This is a genomic window from Mumia sp. Pv4-285 (assembly GCF_041320275.1).
Classification (GTDB): domain Bacteria; phylum Actinomycetota; class Actinomycetes; order Propionibacteriales; family Nocardioidaceae; genus Mumia; species Mumia qirimensis.
The window spans coordinates 1,677,966-1,695,680 of sequence record NZ_CP162023.1 but is presented as its reverse complement, the minus strand read 5'-3'; the positions used below and the strand labels follow the sequence as shown (position 1 = coordinate 1,695,680).

The window sequence follows — 17,715 nt, the reverse complement described above, 5'->3', positions numbered from 1 at the left end:
GCATGCCGTCCACGCTGCCCGAAGGGGATCCCGTCCCCGATGACGGCTCTCTCCCCGACGGTGCGCTCGACGCGGTCGGAAAGTCCCCGTTCGGGGTCTACGTGCACGTCCCGTTCTGCGTCACACGCTGTGGATACTGCGACTTCAACACGTACACGTCCTCGGAGCTGGGCCCCGGTGCCTCGCACGACTCGTACGCCGACACCGTGCTCGCCGAGATCAACCTGGCGGCCTCGGTCCTGGGGCGCGAAGGCCGGCGCCTCCCGCCCGTCGAGACCGTCTTCGTCGGTGGCGGGACGCCCACGCTGCTCGCCTCCGCCGATCTCGGCGGGATCCTGGAGGCGATCGACGCGACGTTCGGCCTCGCCGACGGCTACGAGGCGACCACCGAGGCCAACCCGGACAGCGTGACGCCCGCGTCGCTCGCCACTCTCCGCTCGCACGGATTCACCCGGATCTCGTACGGCATGCAGTCCGCCGTGCCTCACGTCCTCGCCACGCTCGACCGCACCCACGACCCCGCGCGGCTGCCGGACGTCGTGCGGTGGGCCCGCGAGGCAGGGTTCGAGCAGGTGAGCGTCGACCTGATCTACGGGACGCCCGGCGAGTCGCTCGCGGACTGGGAGCGGTCCCTGGAGACGGCGCTCGCGCTCGAGCCCGACCACGTCAGCGCCTACGCCCTGATCGTCGAGGACGGTACGGCGTTGGCTCGGCGAGTCACGCGCGGCGAGATCGCCGCGCCGGACGACGACCTGATGGCCGACATGTACGCCGCCGCGGACGCGCGTCTCGGCGGAGCCGGTCTGGGCTGGTACGAGCTGTCGAACTGGGCACGCGACGAAGCCGCCCGCTGCCGGCACAACGAGCTCTACTGGACGGGCGCCGACTGGTGGGGCTTCGGCCCGGGGGCGCACAGCCACGTCGCCGGCACACGCTGGTGGAACGTGAAGCACCCGGCCGCGTACGCGAAGCGGCTCGCCGACGGGCGCTCCCCCGGCCACGGCCGCGAGGTTCTCGACGCCGAGACCCGGCGAGTGGAGCAGGTCCTGCTGGAGTCGCGGCTGCGGGACGGGATGACGACGGAGCGCCTCGACGCGGCAGGACGAGCCGTCGTCCCGGCGCTCGTGTCCGACGGCCTCGTCGAGACGCGCCCGGCCGAGGCCGGGCTCGTCGTCCTCACGCTTCGCGGCCGCCTGCTCGCAGACGCGGTCGTACGCCGGCTGCTCGTTTGAGGTGTTCACACCTGAAGCGCGATGATCCCACCTCTGCAGTGAGGTGGGATCATGACTGATCGGGTGTGAACACCTCAAACGAAGGGCCGCACCTCCCAGCTGGGAGGTGCGGCCCTGGCGTACGGCGGGATCAGGCGCCGGCGTAGAACTCGTCGAGGATCGCGGCGTACTTGCCCTCGACGAACTTGCGCTTCAGCTTCAGGCTGGGCGTGATCTCGCCCTCCTCGACCGACAGGTCGCGGTCGAGGACCTTCCACTTCTTGACGGTCTCCCAGCGGTTGAGCTTGGAGTTGAGCTCCTCGACGTATCCGGTGATCGCCTTGTCCATCTGCGGCGAGGTCACGATCTCGGCGTACGACTTGCCGCTGAGCCCGTGGTTCTCGGCGAACAGCGTGGCGGCGTCGGGATCGATGGTGATCAGCGCGGTGACGAAGTTGCGGTTGTTGCCGTGGACGATCATCTGGCTCGCCAGCGGGCAGACACCCTTGAAGATGCCCTCGACGTGCGACGGCGCGACGTACTTGCCGCCCGACGTCTTGAAGAGGTCCTTCTTGCGGTCGGTGATCCGGAGGAAACCCTCGTCGTCGATCGAGCCGATGTCACCGGTCGCGAGCCAGCCGTCCTCGGTCACCGTCGAGGCGGACTCGCTCTCGAGGTTGTGGTAGCCCTGCATGATGCCGGGGCCCTTGATCAGGATCTCGCCGTCCTCGGCGATCTTGACCTCGGTGCCGGGCATCGGGAGGCCGACGGTGCCGAGCTTGTACTGGTCGGGGTGGTTGACGAACGACCCGGCCGCGCTCTCGGTGAGGCCGTAGCCCTCGAGGATGAGGATGCCGGCCGCCTCGAACCACTCGGCGACCTCCTGGGACAGCGCGGAGGCGCCCGAGATGAAGAAGCGCACGCGTCCGCCGAAGCGCTCGCGCACCTTCGACAGCACCAGCTTGTCGCCGAGCCTGTGCTGGAAGGCCAGGCCCGCGGGGACCTTCTTGCCCTGCCGCTCGAGGGACTTGACCTCGGCAGCGACCTTGGTCGCCCAGGTGAAGAGCTTGAGCTTGACCCCGCCCTCCTCCTCCATCATGCCGACGATGCGGCCGTACGCCTTCTCGAAGATGCGGGGCGCGGCACCCATGAACGTCGGCTTCACCACGGCGAGGTTGTCGACGATCTTGGGGATGTTGCCGTCGACGGCGGTCGGGAACCCGATCTGCAGCTGGGTCGAGAGCAGCACCTTGCCGAACGAGTGGGCCATCGGCAGCCAGAGGTACTGGAGGTCGTCGATGGTGATGTATCCGCCGGCAGCCACCGCGGCGCCCTCGTACGTCCACGAGTCGTGCGTCAGGCGCACGCCCTTGGGACGACCGGTCGTGCCGGACGTGTAGATGAGGGTCGCCAGCTGGTCCGACGGCGTCGCCGCGACGCGGTCCTCGACGACTGACGGCTGCTCGGCGAGGAGCTTCTCACCCAGCTGCTCGAGCTCGGCCAGCGTGATGACCCAGTCGCTGTCGTCCTCGCCGTCGAAGAGGACGACCTTGGTGACCTCGGGAAGCTCGCTGCGCTTCTCCTGGAGCTTGGCGAGCTGCGTCGCGTCCTCCGCGAAGACGACACGGCTGGCCGAGTCAGCGAGGATGTAGGCGACGTCGTCGGTCACGCTCGTCGGGTAGACCGTCGTGGTCGCGCCGCTCGCGGCCATGATGCCGAGGTCGGCCAGGATCCACTCGTAGCGGGTGCCGGACGCGATGGCGACCCGCTCCTCGGGCGCGATGCCGAGCGAGATCAGGCCGGCGGCGATGCGGGAGACGACGGCACCGGTCTCGCCCCAGGTGAGGGAGCGCCAGTTCTCGCCGACGGGGTAGCGGTAGGCCTCACGGTTGGGGGTCTCACGGACCCGGGCGAAGAACATCTCGCCGACGTTCTTGGCACGAGACTCGATCGTCTGCAGCTGCTCGGGCGTCGCGGCGTTGGCCATTAGTGGTGCACCTCATCGCTGGAAGTTCGGGGTGGTGATGGGGATCACGGATTAGCGGAATCGTACGCGATCGCTGTGACCACCGGCACACCCGTGCGGGTAATCGTTACCGATCAGTACCCCAAGTAATTCCAGGCGAGTCGAGACGGTTGTCGCGCGCAACCCGATTGGTCGGAACTCTCGTCTCTAGACCTGCGCGGCGACGTACCGCTCAGCCTTCGTGCGCGCCTTCGAAGCGAGGGCCGGCGCGTCGAGCAGACGTGGGAGCAGGGCGCGGTCGGTGGTGAGCGCGCGGAACGTGAGTCCGATGGTCACGCCATGGACCGGCACGTCGACGACCTCGACGGCGTCGCCGACGCAGAGCGCACCCGGCGCGACGACCCGGAGGTACGCGCCGGGAACCCCACGCTCCGTGAACCGCTTCAGCCAGCGCTGCTCGTCCACGAAGCCGGCGAACACCCTGCACGGGATGCGGACCGCACAGACCTCCAGCAGCGCCGTGCCGATCCGCCAGCGCTCACCGACGACCGCCCCCGTGACGTCCAGGCCGCGGGTCGTGAGGTTCTCACCGAACTGCCCGGGCATCACCTCGCGTCCGAGCTCGTCCGACCAGGCGGCAAGGTCCTCGGCGGCGTACGCGTACACCGCCTGGTCGAGCCCGCCGTGGTGCTCCAGGTCGCCGATCTCGTCGCCGTCCAGGCCGTACGAGCCGACGGACAACGAGCCCTCGACGGGGCGCTTGTCGATCGCGCTGCGGCCGAGCGAGCCCCACGGCACCTCACGGACTCGTCCCGTGTTGACGGACTCGACGTACGCACCCATGGCGCACAGAGTAGCCAGGGCCGATGCCGTGCCTAGCCGAGCGCCACGGGAAGGAGACCGCGGCTCGTGCGACAGGCGATCTCGGCGAGCGCCTCGTCGAGATCGGGATGGGCGAACACGAAGCCGGACTCACTCAGCACCCGGGGATCGACCCAACGGCTCTTGAGGACCAGCTCCGCCTCGGTGCGGATGACGCGCGCACCCACCTCGAGGGACCACGCGGGGAGCGGGACGCCGTACGACCGGCCGAAGGCACGGCGCACGAGGCGCATCGTGTCCGCGTTCGTCTCGGGACAGGGGGACGCCACGTTGACGGGACCGCTGACGCCGGGATGGTCGGCGAGGTGGTCGATCGCACGACGGACGTCGTCGACGTGCACCCAGCTGAACACCTGGTCGCCATCTCCCATGCGGCCGCCGAAGCCGAGGCGCGCGAGGTTGACGAACGGGTTCAGAGCGCCGCCGCCTGCACCGAGCACGATCGCCATCCGCAGGGCGACCTTGCGTACGGCGGTGGGCGCCGCGAACAGCTCGTGCTCCCACGCCCTGGCGACCGCGACGGAGAAGCCGGTGCCGAGCTCTCCCGTCTCCTCGTCCATCGGCCGGTCGCGCGCGTCGCGATAGATCGTGCCGGTGCTGGCGTTCACCCACAGCGAAGGTGGGCGCGAGAGCCCGGCAAGCACGCGTCCGAGCTCGGCGGTGGTCTCGGTGCGGGACGAGAGGATCGCGTCGGCGTTGCGCTTCGTGTAGCGACAGCTCACGGACCGCCCGGCGAGGTTCACGACCACGTCGCTGCCCTCGAGCACGTCGGCCAGCCCTTCCTGATCGGTCCACCTCGCGTCTGCGCCGGGTCCGCGCCCGATCGTCCGCACCTCGGCCCCGTCGGCACGCCAGGCCGTCGCCAGGTGCTGGCCGATGTATCCGGACGCACCGGCGACGACGGCGACCTGCCCGCCCCTCATCGCTGCACCTCGGCCGGCGAGACGAGGTCGACGACGTCGTCGACCAGACCGCGGGCGACCGGGAGGCGCGACAGCGCGACCGCCCTCCCGACGACGGGCGCGAGTCGGTCGACGAGAGTGCGGGTTCGCTCTTGAGCGGGGGTGGGGTCGACCACCCAGTGCAGCGTGACGCCGAGGTAGAGCAACCACAGAAGCGTCGGAAGCCGGTCACGGAGGGCGCTCGGCACGCGCGTCTTCGACGTCGCCACCGCATGGTCCATCAGCGCGATCGCCATCGCACGTGCGTCCGTCGACTCCGCGGAGAACGGGCTGGCCGACGACGACCCCGGGAGCGCCTGCTGCACGAACGTCGTCCCGAAGCCGTGGTACGGCGCCATCACGTCGAGACCGGTGTGCAGGACGACCCGCAGGTTGTCGACGAGCGGCGCGCCGTCGATGAGGTCGGCCAACGCCCGGTCACGATGATCGCGCTGGACGCTCACGTAGAGCTCGTGCACGAGCTCGTCCTTGCCGGCGAAGTAGTAGTACGCGTTGCCCAGCGACAGTCCGGCCTCGTCGGCGATGCGCCGCATCGTCGTCGCGTGATAGCCGTCCGTACGGAACAACCGCAACGCCGCGGCAACCAGGCGCTCCCGCGTGTCCTTCGCCATCAGAGCCACCGATACTTGAACATGTTCGAAACCTAGTCGAGGTTTCGAACATGTTCAAGAACGAGCGGCGCGGCGTGGAGCAACGATGAAGACGCTGTCAGCCGAGCGGCTTCGCCATCGCGACGCGCTCCCACGGGTCGAAGAAGGCGGACTCTTCGGCGATCCGCTCTCGCACCCCCGGGCTCCAGAGCGCCTCCGGGACGACGTCGAAGCCCAGCCGTCGGTAGTACGGCGCGTTCCACGGCACGTCCGCGAACGTCGTCAGCGTCATGACCGTCAGCCCGTGGTCGCGTGCCCACACCTCGACGGCATCCACGAGCGCCCTGCCGATCCCCTGCCGCGCGCACGACGGATGGACCGACAGCTGCTCCAGGTGAGCACAACCGTCGACGATGCCGACGGACGCGAACGCGACCGGCGAACCGTCGCCGTCCACCTCCACCCAGGTCGTACCGCGATCGACAGACTCCGCGACAGCCGCGTACGACGTGGGCTCGCCGTCGGCGACGAAGCCGAGACCGATGTCACGGAAGCGCTCGTCCGCCGCGCGCTCGACCTCTCTGATCTGCTCGACGTCGTCGCGCGTGGCCGGCCTCATGGGACGACTACTTCTTGCCCTTCTCCCCCGCGTCGCCGGTCGACAGCGCGGCGACGAACGCCTCCTGCGGCACCTCGACGCGCCCGACCATCTTCATCCGCTTCTTGCCTTCCTTCTGCTTCTCGAGCAGCTTGCGCTTACGGCTGATGTCGCCGCCGTAGCACTTGGCAAGCACGTCCTTGCGGATCGCGCGGATGGTCTCGCGGGCGATGACCCGGGCGCCGATCGCGGCCTGGATCGGCACCTCGAACTGCTGACGCGGGATGAGCTCCTTGAGCTTCTGCGCCAGCGCGACGCCGTAGCCGTACGCGTTGTCGCGGTGCACGATCGCGCTGAACGCGTCCACGGGGTCGCCCTGGAGGAGGATGTCGACCTTCACCAGGTCGGCCGCCTGCTCGCCGGTCGTCTCGTAGTCGAGCGACGCGTAGCCCTTCGTACGGCTCTTGAGGTTGTCGAAGAAGTCGAACACGATCTCGGCGAGCGGGATCGTGTAGCGGATCTCCACCCGGTCCGACGACAGGTAGTCCATGCCGAGGAGCGTGCCGCGGCGCGTCTGGCAGAGCTCCATCACCGGGCCGATGTAGTCCGTCGGAGTCAGGACGGTCGCCCGCACCACCGGCTCGTACACCTCGTTGATCTTGCCCGTCGGGTACTCGCTCGGGTTCGTGACGCGGTGCTCGCTGCCGTCCTCCATGAGGACGCGGTAGACGACGTTGGGTGTCGTCGAGATCAGGTCGAGGTTGAACTCGCGCTCCAGCCGCTCGCGCACGATCTCCATGTGGAGCAGGCCGAGGAAACCGATACGGAAGCCGAAGCCGAGCGCATCGGAGGTCTCCGGCTCGTACTGCAGCGCGGCGTCGTTGAGCTGGAGCTTGTCGAGCGCGTCGCGCAGCGTCGGGTAGTCGTCGCCGTCCATCGGGAACAGGCCCGCGAACACCATCGGGTTGGGGTGGCGGTATCCGCCGAGCGCCTGTGTCGCGGGCTTGCTCGCCGAAGTGACCGTGTCGCCGACACGGGACTGGCGCACCTCCTTCACGCCGGTGATGAGGTAGCCCACCTCGCCCACACCGATCCGATCGGCCTTCGTCGGCTCGGGTGAGATCACCCCGACCTCGAGCATCTCGTGCACCGCGCCCGTCGACATCATCTTGATCTTGTCGCGGTGCGAGAGGGACCCGTCGATCACCCGGACGTAGGTGACCACACCGCGATAGGTGTCGTACACGGAGTCGAAGATCATCGCGCGTGCGGACACAGCGGCGTCACCGACGGGGGCAGGGATCTGGTCCACGACCGCGTTGAGGACGTCCTCGACACCGACACCGGTCTTGGCCGACACGCGGAGGACCTCGTCGGGCTCGCAGCCGACGAGGTGCGCGAGCTCCTCGGCGAACTTCTCCGGCTGCGCGCTCGGCAGGTCGATCTTGTTGAGCACGGGGATGACGTGGAGGTCGGCGTCGAGGGCCAGGTAGAGGTTGGCGAGGGTCTGCGCCTCGATGCCCTGCGCCGCGTCGACGAGCAGGATCGCGCCCTCGCAGGCAGCAAGGCTGCGGCTCACCTCGTAGGTGAAGTCGACGTGCCCGGGCGTGTCGATCAGGTTGAGGACGTACGTCGTGCCGGCGTCGGCGCCCGTGGACTTCGTGAACGGCAGTCGCACCGCCTGGCTCTTGATGGTGATGCCGCGCTCACGCTCGATGTCCATCCGGTCGAGGTACTGGGCGCGCATCGAACGGGCGTCGACGACCCCGGTGTGCTGCAGCATCCGGTCGGCCAGCGTCGACTTCCCGTGGTCGATGTGGGCGATGATGCTGAAGTTGCGGAGGATCGCCGGGTCGGTCGCGCCCGGTGAGGGCGCCGACGAGGCGGGTGAGGTCTTGGCCATGGTGCCTCCCATCCTCCCATGACGGACCAGACGGGCGGGCCACGAGGACGGACGACTCAGCGCGCACGCCGCCGGGACGTGCGGCACGAGCGAGAATCGTCAGTCCCCGCGGCCCTCTGTGGAAGACGCCTGCACGGACGGGCCACGATCGGCCAGGCTGCTCGCCATGCACGTCGTCGAAGCACTGGCCCGCCTGGGAGGCGTCGCGCCGAGTCGCCTTCTCGTCTCGGCGACGTCGCGGAAGCGAGTTCGGACCGCGCTCAAGAACAGTGAGATCGTCCGGGCCGAGCAGGGATACGCATTGCCGACCGCCGACGACGGGAAGGTTGCGGCTGTGCGCCTGTCAGGGCTCGCGTCACACCAGTCTGCCGCCGCGATCCACGGTTGGGAGATGAAGTCACAGCCCGACCGTCCTTCCGTGATCGTGCCGCGCGGACGCAACGTTGCGCCCGAACGCAGGGCGGGCACCGACGTCCGATGGCGGCCGCGTGATTCGATCGAGAACTGGAACGACCTCGTCACCGACGAGATCCAGACCGTCATCGACTGTGCGAGGGACCTCCCGTTCGACGAGGCTCTGGCGATCGCCGACTCGGCGTTGCGTCGGCACGCGGTGCACGCAGACGACCTCGAACGCGCCGCCCGCCGCCTCGCCACGCGCGGGCGGGGGCGCGCCATCCGGGTCGTCACCCACGCTGACGGGCGTGCCGCGAACCCGTTCGAGTCCGTCCTTCGAGCGGTCGCCCTCGGCGTCGACGGGATCGCGGTCGAGCCGCAACGGTGGATCAGCGACGGCTCGTTCAGGGTCCGGCCAGACCTGGTGGACCCCGAGCTGCGCATCGTCCTCGAGGCGGACTCGTTCGGCTTCCACGCAGACCGCGCCTCGCTGCGGCGAGACTGTCGGCGCTACGTCGCCCTGGCTCTGCGCGACTGGCTGGTCCTGCGATTCAGCTGGGAGGACGTCATGTTCGATCCGGATTACGTCGCCGAGTGCATCGCGTGGGCCGTCCGACGGCATGGGCCACGGCGACGGACGACTCGCGCCGACCGGGCTCGGTACGCGGCCTGACGGCGGGAATCGTCAGTCCCGGTGGCCCCAGGGCGCCTACGCTTCTCGTTGTGAACCTGATCCTCAACATCATCTGGCTCGTTCTCAGCGGGATCTGGCTGGCCATCGGCTACGCGGTCGCCGGGGTGATCCTCTGCATCACGATCATCGGCATCCCGTGGGGCATCGCGTCGTTCCGGATCGCCTCGTACGCGTTGTGGCCGTTCGGACGCACGATCGAGCCCCATCCGACCGCGGGCGTGGCGTCGATGATCGGCAACGTGATCTGGATCCTTCTCGCCGGCTGGTGGCTCGCGCTGGCGCACCTCGTGAGCGGGGTCGCGCTCTGCATCACGATCATCGGCATCCCGCTCGGTCTGGCGAACTTCAAGATGGTCCCGATCTCCCTGGTGCCGCTGGGCTACCGGATCGTGCCCGTCCGCAACGGTTGACCGGTTCGCGCGACCCTCAGGGCGTTTTGGCTGTCCGAGGAGGCGCTGATACAGTGGGTGGTCGCGTGTCCGTGTCCGCGCGCGCACCCAATCCACTTCGACAGAACAACGAGGCTTGCCCCGTGGCAAACATCAAGTCGCAGATCAAGCGCAACCGGCAGAACGAGATTGCCCGCGAGCGCAACAAGGCTGTGCGGTCCGAGCTGAAGACGGCCGTCCGCCGCTTCACCGAGGCCGTCGACGCTGGCAACAACGACGATGCGCAGGAGTTCGCGAAGGCAGCGAACCGCAAGCTGGACAAGGCGGCGTCCAAGGGCGTCATCCACAAGAACCAGGCTGCGAACCGCAAGTCGTCGATCGCGAAGAAGGCTGCCGCTCTCTGAGCGCATGACTTCCGCATCACAGCGGCACCTCCCGACGGGAGGTGCCGTTGTTGCGTCTGGGCTCAGCTGCTGCTCTTGTCGGGCAGGCGCGGGATCAGCCACCCGAGGAACGCGTCCTGGCTCCTCGTCTGGAGATAGACCCGTCCGGGACCGGTCAGGTCGACCACGAAGCCCTCACCGCTGAGCAGCGTCGACTTCCACCCGCCGACCTTGCGCACCTTGTACTGGATGCCTTCGCCCCACCCGACGAGGTGGCCGGTGTCGACGACGTGCCGCTCTCCCGCCTCCAGTTCCAGCGTCTCGATGGCGCCGTAGCTCGAGACGAGCAGCGGACCGGTGCCGGTGCATCGCAGCATGAAGAGACCTTCGCCTCCGAAGAACGTCTTGGCGCCGCCCCACTTGCTGTCCACGTCGATGTCGATGCCTGCGGCGAGGTACGACCCGGACTGGACGAACACCGTCTCGCCACCGATGTCCCACCGCACGATGTCGCCGGCGAGTACGGGAGCGAAGGTGATCTCACCCGGCCCGCCCGAGGCGGTGAACGTGTTGAGGAAGAACGACTCGCCGCCGAGAACCGCTCGCCGCAGCCCTTTCATCATCCCGCCCATGGTCGACGTCTGGATGTCGATGTTCGACGACATCGCCATCATCGCTCCGCCCTCGGCGCGGACTGACTCCCCTGCGGCGAGCGCACAGGTCGCCGACGCGTACGCAGGGCGGTTCTTGATCTCGATGTCCATGGCCGCAGGCTAGCCACCCCAGGGGTACGGCGCCTCTCGGTCGAGGTTCAGACCCGCGTCGGACGAGCCGGCGTCACGCGGTGCGGGCGCCGGTCACGGTCAGGACCATGCGCTCGAGGGCGTACTCAGGGTCGGATGCACCCTTGACGTCGAGGTCGGCGCGCGCAACGGCGCCGATCGCGACGGAGATGCCGGTGCTGTCCCATCCGCGGAGCTGGGCACGCAGCCGCTTGAGCCTGAACGGCGGTGCCCCGACCTCACGGGCGAGCTCCGCCTCCCGCAGACCCTTGCTCGACGCGACGCCGTAGCGAGCGAGCGAGCGCAGCCCGGACGCGAACGCCGAGGTGATGAGGACCGGCGCGACGTTGTTGTTGAGCGCCCATCGCAGCTGCTCGAGCGCGAGAGCGGTCTGGCCGTCGATCGCCGCGTCAGCGATGTCGAACCCCTTCACCTCCGCCCTGCCGCCGAAGTACTGGCGGACCAGCTCCAGCGAGATCGGCGCACGCTTGCCGTCGGATCCGGTCGCCGCGTCGACGAGCTGGTCTGCGGCCGCCGCGAGTGAGCGGAGGTCGTGGCCGACGGCATCGACGAGGTAGCCGGCAGCCTCCTCGGAGATCGAACCACCGAGCTGTCGTACCTCCGAGGCGACCCAGCGTGAGATCTCCCACGGCTTGGGTGCGGAGCTCGTGACCTCCTGGACGGCGGCGAGCTTGCGCAGCTTGTCGAGCACGCCCTTGCCCTTCTGACCACCGCCGTGGGTGAGGACGAGCGCCACGTCGGGGGCGGGCGAGGCAGCGTACGAGAGGAGCTCGTCAGCCGTGGTCGGGTCGAGCGACTCGATGCTGCGGACGACGACCGCGCTGTGCGCGGAGAAGAGCGACGGACTCGTGAGCGCGGTCAGCTCGCCCGTGCCGAGGGTCGCGGCCTCGACGTCGGAGACGGCGACCTCAGGATCCTCGCCCCGGATCTGGGTGAGGGCGCGACGCATCGCACGGTCGGTGAGGAACTCGACCCCGCCGGTGACCAGGAGAACGGTGCTGAACAAGGACGCCATCGTCGTCAGCATCCCACGCTCCGCCGACAGCTCACCGAACCACCCCGCCGAGCCGGCCGTCGCGCACGACCACGGCCACGTCGTGGCCGGGGTCCGTACGCAGGACCGTCGTGCCGTGCGACTCCAGCAGCTCGAGCGTCTGCGGTGCGGGATGCCCGTACGTGTTGTCAGACCCGGCGCTCACCGTCGCCCAGCGTGCCCCCAACCCGGTCAACCAGGCGGCATCCTGGTGCGCGCTCCCGTGGTGCGGCACCTTGAGCACGTCGACCTGCAACCTCGGGTACGCGGAGTGGAGCGCCTTCTGCGCGGGCGGCTCGACGTCGCCGGTGAGAAGGATGCGGACCCCGGCCACCTCGGCGAGCAAGACGATGCTGGCATCGTTGGCTGAGTCGTCGTCCGGCGCCTCGGCGGGTGTCGTCACCGGCCCGAGCACGGTGAGCGACACGTCGCCGGCCCGCCAACGGTCGCCGACACCCAGGTCTCGCACCGCGACTCCCGCGAGAGCGGGGCGGCTGGGTCCTGCCCCGAGCCAGGACACCTCTCGCCCCTCGAGCACGCCGTCGAGGCCGTCGACGTGGTCGGCGTGGTCGTGCGTCACGACGAGTACGGGCACGGATCGGACGGCGAGGTCGCGGAGGCACCGGTCGACCGCGCCCGGGTCGGGCCCGGCGTCGACGACGACCGCCGCGCCAGGGCCGGCGCGGAGGATCGTGGCATCGCCCTGGCCGACGTCGCAGGCGACCATCACCCATCCTCGCGGTGGCCACCCCGGGCTCAGCGGGGCGACGACCACCAGGACCGTCGCTCCCACGACCGCGCACGTGGCGACACGTCGACGCAGCACACGGTGCGCGGTCGACGCGAGGACGACCGTCACGCCGAGGACGACAGCGACGACCACCGGGCCGTCGCCCACCGTGGCGGACGCGCCGGGGAGGTCCGCGGCCCGCTGCCCCACGATCACGATCCAGCCGGCCGGCACCGAGGTCGCCAGGCCGACCACCGGACCGAGCGGCGCCCACAGGAGTCCGACGGTCCCGCCGGCCAGCCCGAGCACGGTCGCAGGGCCGACGGCAGGGGCGACCAGCAGGTTGGCCACCACGGCCACGAGCGAGACCTCGCCGGACAGCGCGACGACCGGCGCCGTGCACGCCAGCTGAGCGGACGCGGGCACGGCGACCGCCTCCGCGGCCCACCGCGGCATCCACCGTCCGAGCGCGTCCCGCCACACCGGAGCAAGAAGGACGATGCCCCCCGTCGCCACGGCCGACAGCAGGAAGCCGGCCGAGGTCGACAGCCATGGGTCGACGAGCACCACCGCGACCACAGCCCACGCGAGACACCTCGCGCCGCGTGCCCGTCCACCGGTGCTCAGCCCGGCGACGCCGACGAGTCCCATCACCGCCGCGCGGACGACCGACGGCTCGGGTCTGGCGAGGAGCACGAAACCGACGGTCGCGAGCACGGCCAGGGCGATGCGTGCACGAGGGCCTGCTCCGAGCGGCCGGGCGACCGCGAGCACCGCTCCGACGAGCAGGGTGAGATTGGTGCCGGACACCGCGAGCAGGTGCGTGAGGCCGCTCGTCCGGAAGTCCTCGGTGAGCTCGTCGCTGAGCGCGTGGTCGTCGCCGTGCACCAGGGCGGGAACAAGCGCGGCGACATCGGCAGACCGGCCGGCGACCGAGGCGGTCACGGCCTCGCGCAGGCGGTCGGCCCCGTCCCACCACCACGCGGGGTCACCACCGGACCGGCCCTCGATCGACGATGCCGAGACGGTCGCCGTGTACGAGGAGTCGTCGGGTGGTGCCAGTCGCCCCACCAGATCGACGGTCTGGCCGATCTCGACGCGCGGAGCAGCCCCGCGGACCCACACCCGGACCGGTGTCCTGCCCGACACGACCTCGCCGCGGGCCTCCATCGAGCGCAGCGTCGCTGAGAAGACCACCGACCCGCCGAACCGACCGTCGACCTCGCGCAGGTCGCTCGTCACGACGGCGACGGAATGCACCGTCGCGCGCTGGGCGGCGAGCTCCGCGACAGGGCCGTGACGGTGCATCGCCGCCCGCAGCGTACCGAGCACCACGGCAGCGACGAGCAGCACCAGGACGAGCAGAACCCAGGGCGTACGACGACGCAGCGCAGGGACGACACCGTGTGCGAGGAGTCCGAGGCCGACGACGCCGGCGGTACTGAGCAGCGCAGTCACCGTCGGTGTCCTCGTCGCCAGGACGGCGCCTGCCCACGCTGCGACGGCCGGGAGGATCATGCGAAGGTCGACCGGTCGCTCAGGCGTACGCCGGTCGGCGCCTGCGTCCACCGAGCGCCCCGTCCCACGGCTCGTGGCCGTGCCGGACGGATCAGACCGTGACGAGGTCACGCAGCCGGGCCAACGTCGCGTCGCCGATGCCTCGCACCTCGAGCAGCTCGTCGACCGAGGTGAAGCGCCCGTGCTCGGCGCGCCAGTCGAGGATGGCCTGGGCGGTGACCGGACCCACTCCGGGGAGTGTGTCGAGCTGCTCCATCGTGGCCGTGTTGAGCGGGACGACTGCCCCTGCCGGACCACCCGCATCACTGCTCGACGGAGACGGCAGGGCCGCCGGGAGACCGTCCACCGCGGGCATCCCGACCACGATCTGCTCCCCGTCGACGAGCACGCGGGCAAGATTGAGCGGCGTGAGGTCGACGCCGCGCGTGGCGCCCCCCGCCGCATCGAGTGCGTCGACCACACGGGAGCCCGAGGGGAGAGCGACGATGCCCGGCCGCCGGACCTTGCCCGCCACGTCGACGACCACTTGGGCCGCTCCGCTCCCCTGCGCCGGAGCCGGCGAGGGTGCCACGCCCTCTGCGGCACCACCCTGGGGGACGAAGGTAGCCGGCGCGAGCGGCTCCGCGACGACCGATCGGGGCTGCGCGCGCAGGACCCAGAACCCTGCACCCACGGCCGCGACGAGCACGATGACGACGACGACCACGACGTGTCGCGCCGTGACACCCGCCCCGAGGACGCTCAGCGCGCGCGGGAGCGCGACGGTCGACCCCGGTGCACGCCCCACCGCCCCCGATCGGTGCCGGCCCCAAAGGTCGTCGCCCTCGGGCCCGCCGAGCGGAGCCACGGGTCGTGACAGCCTCCGGCGACGCTCGGACTCCGCCCGATCGGGCAGCTCGTCGAGCGGGAGGAGACCATCCGGCCACAACAGCTCGTGCACGTCGTCGCCGAGCGCGACACGTGTGGACGCATCGGGCTCCGGTGCACCATCGAGCACCGCGAGGTCGTCCTCGGCGACGTCACCCCCGGCGATGCTGGCATGGGCGACGCCGGACTGGGCGATGTCGACCCGTCCGGTCCCGAGCTCACGAGCCAGCAGTGCAAGACGGCGCCGTGCTGCCTCGCTCGTCCGGTCGGCTCCGCGTCTGTCCACCTGGGAACGCTAAGGCCGGACGACCGGCTCGCGCGGAGCACACGACTCCACCCTGTGGACAAACGTCGGGTCGAGTCCGCTGGGGAGCGGCCGGACGGAAGACTAAGGAGCGCTCGGCAGCCGACCCGAGACAGTGGCGGCCAGCAGGCCTGGCCCGACGTGGGCGCCGATGACCGCTCCGACCTCCATCACGTCGACGGCACCGAGGCCGAGGGCGTCGCGCAGCCGGTCTGCGAGCGCCCTCGCCTGGTCCTCTGCGTCGAGATGCTGCACGGCGACGTCGACGCCGTCAGGGTGCGCGGCGACGGCCTGCGCGGTGAGCTCCTCGAGGCGGCCGATCGCACGTGCCGACGTCCGCACCTTCTCGACCGGCACGACCCTGCCGTCCTCGACCCCGAGGATCGGCTTGACCGACAGCGCGGAGCCGAGCATCGCCGACGCCGTGCCGATGCGGCCGCCGCGGCGCAGGTGCTCGAGGGTCGCGACGTAGAAGTACGTGGTCGCCCGCTCGGACCGGACCTGGGCGGCTTTAGCGGCGTCCTCGGCCGATGCTCCCGCGTCACGGTGGTCGGCTGCGCTGAGGGCGGCGTACCCGGTGGCCATCCCGACCTGCCGGCTGTCGACGCAGAGCACGGGGACCGGGCCCTCCTGGGCCGCCATCTGGGCGGACTCGAACGTTGCCGAGACCCGGGAGCTCAGGTGCACCGAGACGACCGCCTCGGCCCCGCGGTCAGCAAGGTCGGCGTACAAGCGCGAGAAGCGTTCCGGGCTGGGGCGTGACGTGCTGACGGCCCGCCCTGTCCGCAGCGCACGCGCGAGGTCCGCCGACGTCACGTCGACGCCTTCGGTGTACGAGCGGTTGTCGATGACCACCTCGAGCGGCACGACGGTGATGTCCCGGGACGCTGCGAGCTCCGGGGGCAGCGAAGCCGTCGAGTCGGTCACGATGGCGATCGTCATGGGCCGAGGGTAGCCGGAGACGCCGTGGCGGGCGCGTGCTCGTGCATCGGCCTGCGCGCAGCGCCGTCGCCGGTCCGTCCAGGCCGCCTCGTCTCTCGGCGTCGACGCAATGTGATCGTTCACAGAATCGGGCGAAACTGGTCACTTCGCCGAGGGGCTCGCGAAGGTCACGATTTGGAGACGACGCAGCAGCGCCAGGCGCTTGTCATCGTGCTTCAGCGCGCATTGAGGTGCAGCGACTCGCGCTCCCCAAAGACGCTCTGACCTGCGTAGATGAACGTGCCGTCGACAACGGCCCGACATCACGAGCTGGTCGACGCCCCACCCGAGACGACCGCCCCGGAGCGAGCAGAAAATGTGCCAGCGCCCTTGACGACCACAAATGTGAGCGTTAACAATCTGACCAATCGATGTGGCGCCCGTCACATCGAGAACGACCGGGGAGCAGTTGTCCGCCTGTGCCCCTTCGCCCGCACCAGAACCGGTGCCGGGTTCCGTAGACGGAGGAACCTCATGATCAGGAGAGTGAGTGCAGCCGCCGTCGGCGCCGTGCTCGTCGGCAGCCTCGCCGCGTGCGGGAGCGGCGGCAGCAGCGACGCGTCTGACGACGACAGCATCACCATGGGCTTCGCCCAGGTGGGTGCAGAGAGCGGTTGGCGGACAGCCAATACCCAGTCCATCAAGGACACCGCGAAGGAGGAGGGCGTGACCCTGAAGTTCTCCGACGCGCAGCAGAAGCAGGAGAACCAGATCAAGGCCATCCGGTCGTACATCCAGCAGAAGGTCGACGTGATCGCCTTCAGCCCGGTGGTGGAGACCGGCTGGGACACCGTCCTCCAGGAGGCCAAGCGGGCGAAGATCCCCGTGATCCTCACCGACCGCTCGGTCGACTCCGACGACACGTCCCTGTACGAGACCTTCCTCGGCTCGGACTTCGTCCTCGAGGGAGAGAAGGCCGGCGACTGGCTCGTCGAGAACGCCGACACCGCCGACACCGACAAGAACGGGACGATCAACGTCGTCCAGCTCGAAGGCACGACCGGTGCAGCTCCGGCGATCGACCGCGCCGAGGGCTTCAAGGAGAAGATCGCCGCCGACCCCCGGATCGAGGTGACCGCGTCGCAGACCGGTGACTTCACCCGCGACGGCGGCAAGAAGGTCATGGAGTCCTTCCTCAAGTCGCAGCCCGACGTCGACGTCGTCTACGCCCACAACGACGACATGGGGCTCGGCGCCATCGAGGCCATCGAGGCTGCCGGAAAGAAGCCGGGGACGGACATCAAGATCATCACCGTGGACGCCGTCAAGGACGGCATGACCGCGCTCGCGGAGGGGAAGATCAACTTCATCGTCGAGTGCAACCCGCTGCTCGGCCCCCAGCTGATGGACCTCGCCGCCAAGGTGGTGGCCGGCGAAGAGGTGCCTGAGCGTGTGGTCACCGAGGAGTCGACCTTCGACCAGGAGCAGGCCAAGGCTGCTCTGCCGGACCGCCAGTACTGAGTGCCGGCCTGCGCGTCGCCATCCGTCACGTGGTGCTGGGGGCT

General features: G+C 69.9%; 16 protein-coding genes. 5 read left to right on the top strand and 11 right to left on the bottom strand.

The genetic code is table 11. The annotated features are described in order from the left end of the window. Positions 1 to 2 precede the first annotated feature (2 nt). The gene (gene hemW / locus AB3M34_RS08180; RefSeq protein WP_370618901.1) at positions 3 to 1,232 is read left to right on the top strand and encodes a radical SAM family heme chaperone HemW; all 1,230 of its coding nucleotides are present in this window, start codon (positions 3 to 5) and stop codon (positions 1,230 to 1,232) included. 130 nt (positions 1,233 to 1,362) lie between these two features. Here the strand turns inward: hemW and AB3M34_RS08175 are convergent, their stop codons facing one another. The 6 genes from AB3M34_RS08175 to lepA all read right to left on the bottom strand — a co-directional run bounded on the left by AB3M34_RS08175 (position 1,363) and on the right by lepA (position 8,112). Then, on the bottom strand, positions 1,363 to 3,198 hold the full coding sequence (locus AB3M34_RS08175) for an AMP-dependent synthetase/ligase (protein WP_370618899.1): 1,836 nt from the start codon (positions 3,196 to 3,198) through the stop codon (positions 1,363 to 1,365). A 186-nt stretch (positions 3,199 to 3,384) separates the two neighbouring features. Then, positions 3,385 to 4,020 (bottom strand): MOSC domain-containing protein, encoded by a 636-nt coding sequence (locus tag AB3M34_RS08170; RefSeq protein ID WP_370618897.1) that lies wholly within the window; start codon positions 4,018 to 4,020, stop codon positions 3,385 to 3,387. 32 nt (positions 4,021 to 4,052) lie between these two features. Next, a complete protein-coding gene (locus tag AB3M34_RS08165; RefSeq protein ID WP_370618895.1) occupies positions 4,053 to 4,982 on the bottom strand; it encodes a TIGR01777 family oxidoreductase in 930 nt (309 codons plus the stop codon). After that, positions 4,979 to 5,632, bottom strand: a complete 654-nt coding sequence (locus AB3M34_RS08160) for a TetR/AcrR family transcriptional regulator (RefSeq protein ID WP_370618894.1) — start codon at positions 5,630 to 5,632, stop codon at positions 4,979 to 4,981. Before AB3M34_RS08160 ends, AB3M34_RS08165 begins: the two co-directional genes overlap by 4 nt. 97 nt (positions 5,633 to 5,729) lie before the next feature. After that, positions 5,730 to 6,230 (bottom strand): GNAT family N-acetyltransferase, encoded by a 501-nt coding sequence (locus tag AB3M34_RS08155; protein WP_370618892.1) that lies wholly within the window; start codon positions 6,228 to 6,230, stop codon positions 5,730 to 5,732. A gap of 7 nt (positions 6,231 to 6,237) precedes the next feature. Continuing rightward, the gene (lepA, locus tag AB3M34_RS08150; RefSeq protein ID WP_370618890.1) at positions 6,238 to 8,112 is read right to left on the bottom strand and encodes a translation elongation factor 4; all 1,875 of its coding nucleotides are present in this window, start codon (positions 8,110 to 8,112) and stop codon (positions 6,238 to 6,240) included. Between the two features lie 166 nt (positions 8,113 to 8,278). Between lepA and AB3M34_RS08145 the strand changes: the two genes are divergently transcribed. The 3 genes from AB3M34_RS08145 (at position 8,279) to rpsT (ending at position 9,995) form a co-directional block, all read left to right on the top strand. Continuing rightward, a complete protein-coding gene (locus AB3M34_RS08145; RefSeq protein WP_370618888.1) occupies positions 8,279 to 9,181 on the top strand; it encodes a hypothetical protein in 903 nt (300 codons plus the stop codon). 50 nt (positions 9,182 to 9,231) lie between these two features. Continuing rightward, a complete protein-coding gene (locus AB3M34_RS08140) occupies positions 9,232 to 9,612 on the top strand; it encodes a YccF domain-containing protein (RefSeq protein ID WP_370618887.1) in 381 nt (126 codons plus the stop codon). A gap of 122 nt (positions 9,613 to 9,734) precedes the next feature. After that, positions 9,735 to 9,995: a 30S ribosomal protein S20 gene (rpsT, locus tag AB3M34_RS08135; protein WP_370618885.1), complete on the top strand. Its 261-nt coding sequence runs from the start codon at positions 9,735 to 9,737 to the stop codon at positions 9,993 to 9,995. A gap of 62 nt (positions 9,996 to 10,057) precedes the next feature. Here rpsT and AB3M34_RS08130 read toward each other — a convergent pair whose 3' ends face one another. From AB3M34_RS08130 to AB3M34_RS08110, 5 genes are all read right to left on the bottom strand, one after another. Continuing rightward, on the bottom strand, positions 10,058 to 10,738 hold the full coding sequence (locus AB3M34_RS08130) for a TIGR00266 family protein (RefSeq protein WP_370618883.1): 681 nt from the start codon (positions 10,736 to 10,738) through the stop codon (positions 10,058 to 10,060). Between the two features lie 73 nt (positions 10,739 to 10,811). Then, a complete protein-coding gene (gene holA, locus AB3M34_RS08125; protein WP_370618881.1) occupies positions 10,812 to 11,804 on the bottom strand; it encodes a DNA polymerase III subunit delta in 993 nt (330 codons plus the stop codon). Between the two features lie 19 nt (positions 11,805 to 11,823). Then, entirely contained in the window at positions 11,824 to 14,109 is a 2,286-nt protein-coding gene (locus AB3M34_RS08120) for a ComEC/Rec2 family competence protein (RefSeq protein WP_370618879.1), read from the bottom strand. 40 nt (positions 14,110 to 14,149) lie between these two features. Next, positions 14,150 to 15,211: a helix-hairpin-helix domain-containing protein gene (locus AB3M34_RS08115; protein WP_370618877.1), complete on the bottom strand. Its 1,062-nt coding sequence runs from the start codon at positions 15,209 to 15,211 to the stop codon at positions 14,150 to 14,152. Between the two features lie 102 nt (positions 15,212 to 15,313). Then, positions 15,314 to 16,171, bottom strand: coding sequence for a DegV family protein (locus tag AB3M34_RS08110; protein ID WP_370618875.1), 858 nt, complete (start codon positions 16,169 to 16,171; stop codon positions 15,314 to 15,316). Positions 16,172 to 16,696: 525 nt separating this feature from the next. Here AB3M34_RS08110 and AB3M34_RS08105 point away from each other — a divergent pair. Continuing rightward, entirely contained in the window at positions 16,697 to 17,671 is a 975-nt protein-coding gene (locus tag AB3M34_RS08105) for an ABC transporter substrate-binding protein (protein ID WP_370618873.1), read from the top strand. The last annotated feature ends 44 nt before the right edge of the window (positions 17,672 to 17,715 follow it).

Bases quoted from the DNA above. Each gene is read 5' to 3' on its own strand.
- hemW (WP_370618901.1), top strand. From the start codon at position 3: ATGCCGTCCACGCTGCCCGAAGGGGATCCCGTCCCCGATGACGGCTCT.
- AB3M34_RS08175 (WP_370618899.1), bottom strand. From the start codon at position 3,198: ATGGCCAACGCCGCGACGCCCGAGCAGCTGCAGACGATCGAGTCTCGT.
- AB3M34_RS08170 (WP_370618897.1), bottom strand. From the start codon at position 4,020: ATGGGTGCGTACGTCGAGTCCGTCAACACGGGACGAGTCCGTGAGGTG.
- AB3M34_RS08165 (WP_370618895.1), bottom strand. From the start codon at position 4,982: ATGAGGGGCGGGCAGGTCGCCGTCGTCGCCGGTGCGTCCGGATACATC.
- AB3M34_RS08160 (WP_370618894.1), bottom strand. From the start codon at position 5,632: ATGGCGAAGGACACGCGGGAGCGCCTGGTTGCCGCGGCGTTGCGGTTG.
- AB3M34_RS08155 (WP_370618892.1), bottom strand. From the start codon at position 6,230: ATGAGGCCGGCCACGCGCGACGACGTCGAGCAGATCAGAGAGGTCGAG.
- lepA (WP_370618890.1), bottom strand. From the start codon at position 8,112: ATGGCCAAGACCTCACCCGCCTCGTCGGCGCCCTCACCGGGCGCGACC.
- AB3M34_RS08145 (WP_370618888.1), top strand. From the start codon at position 8,279: ATGCACGTCGTCGAAGCACTGGCCCGCCTGGGAGGCGTCGCGCCGAGT.
- AB3M34_RS08130 (WP_370618883.1), bottom strand. From the start codon at position 10,738: ATGGACATCGAGATCAAGAACCGCCCTGCGTACGCGTCGGCGACCTGT.
- holA (WP_370618881.1), bottom strand. From the start codon at position 11,804: ATGCTGACGACGATGGCGTCCTTGTTCAGCACCGTTCTCCTGGTCACC.
- AB3M34_RS08110 (WP_370618875.1), bottom strand. From the start codon at position 16,171: ATGACGATCGCCATCGTGACCGACTCGACGGCTTCGCTGCCCCCGGAG.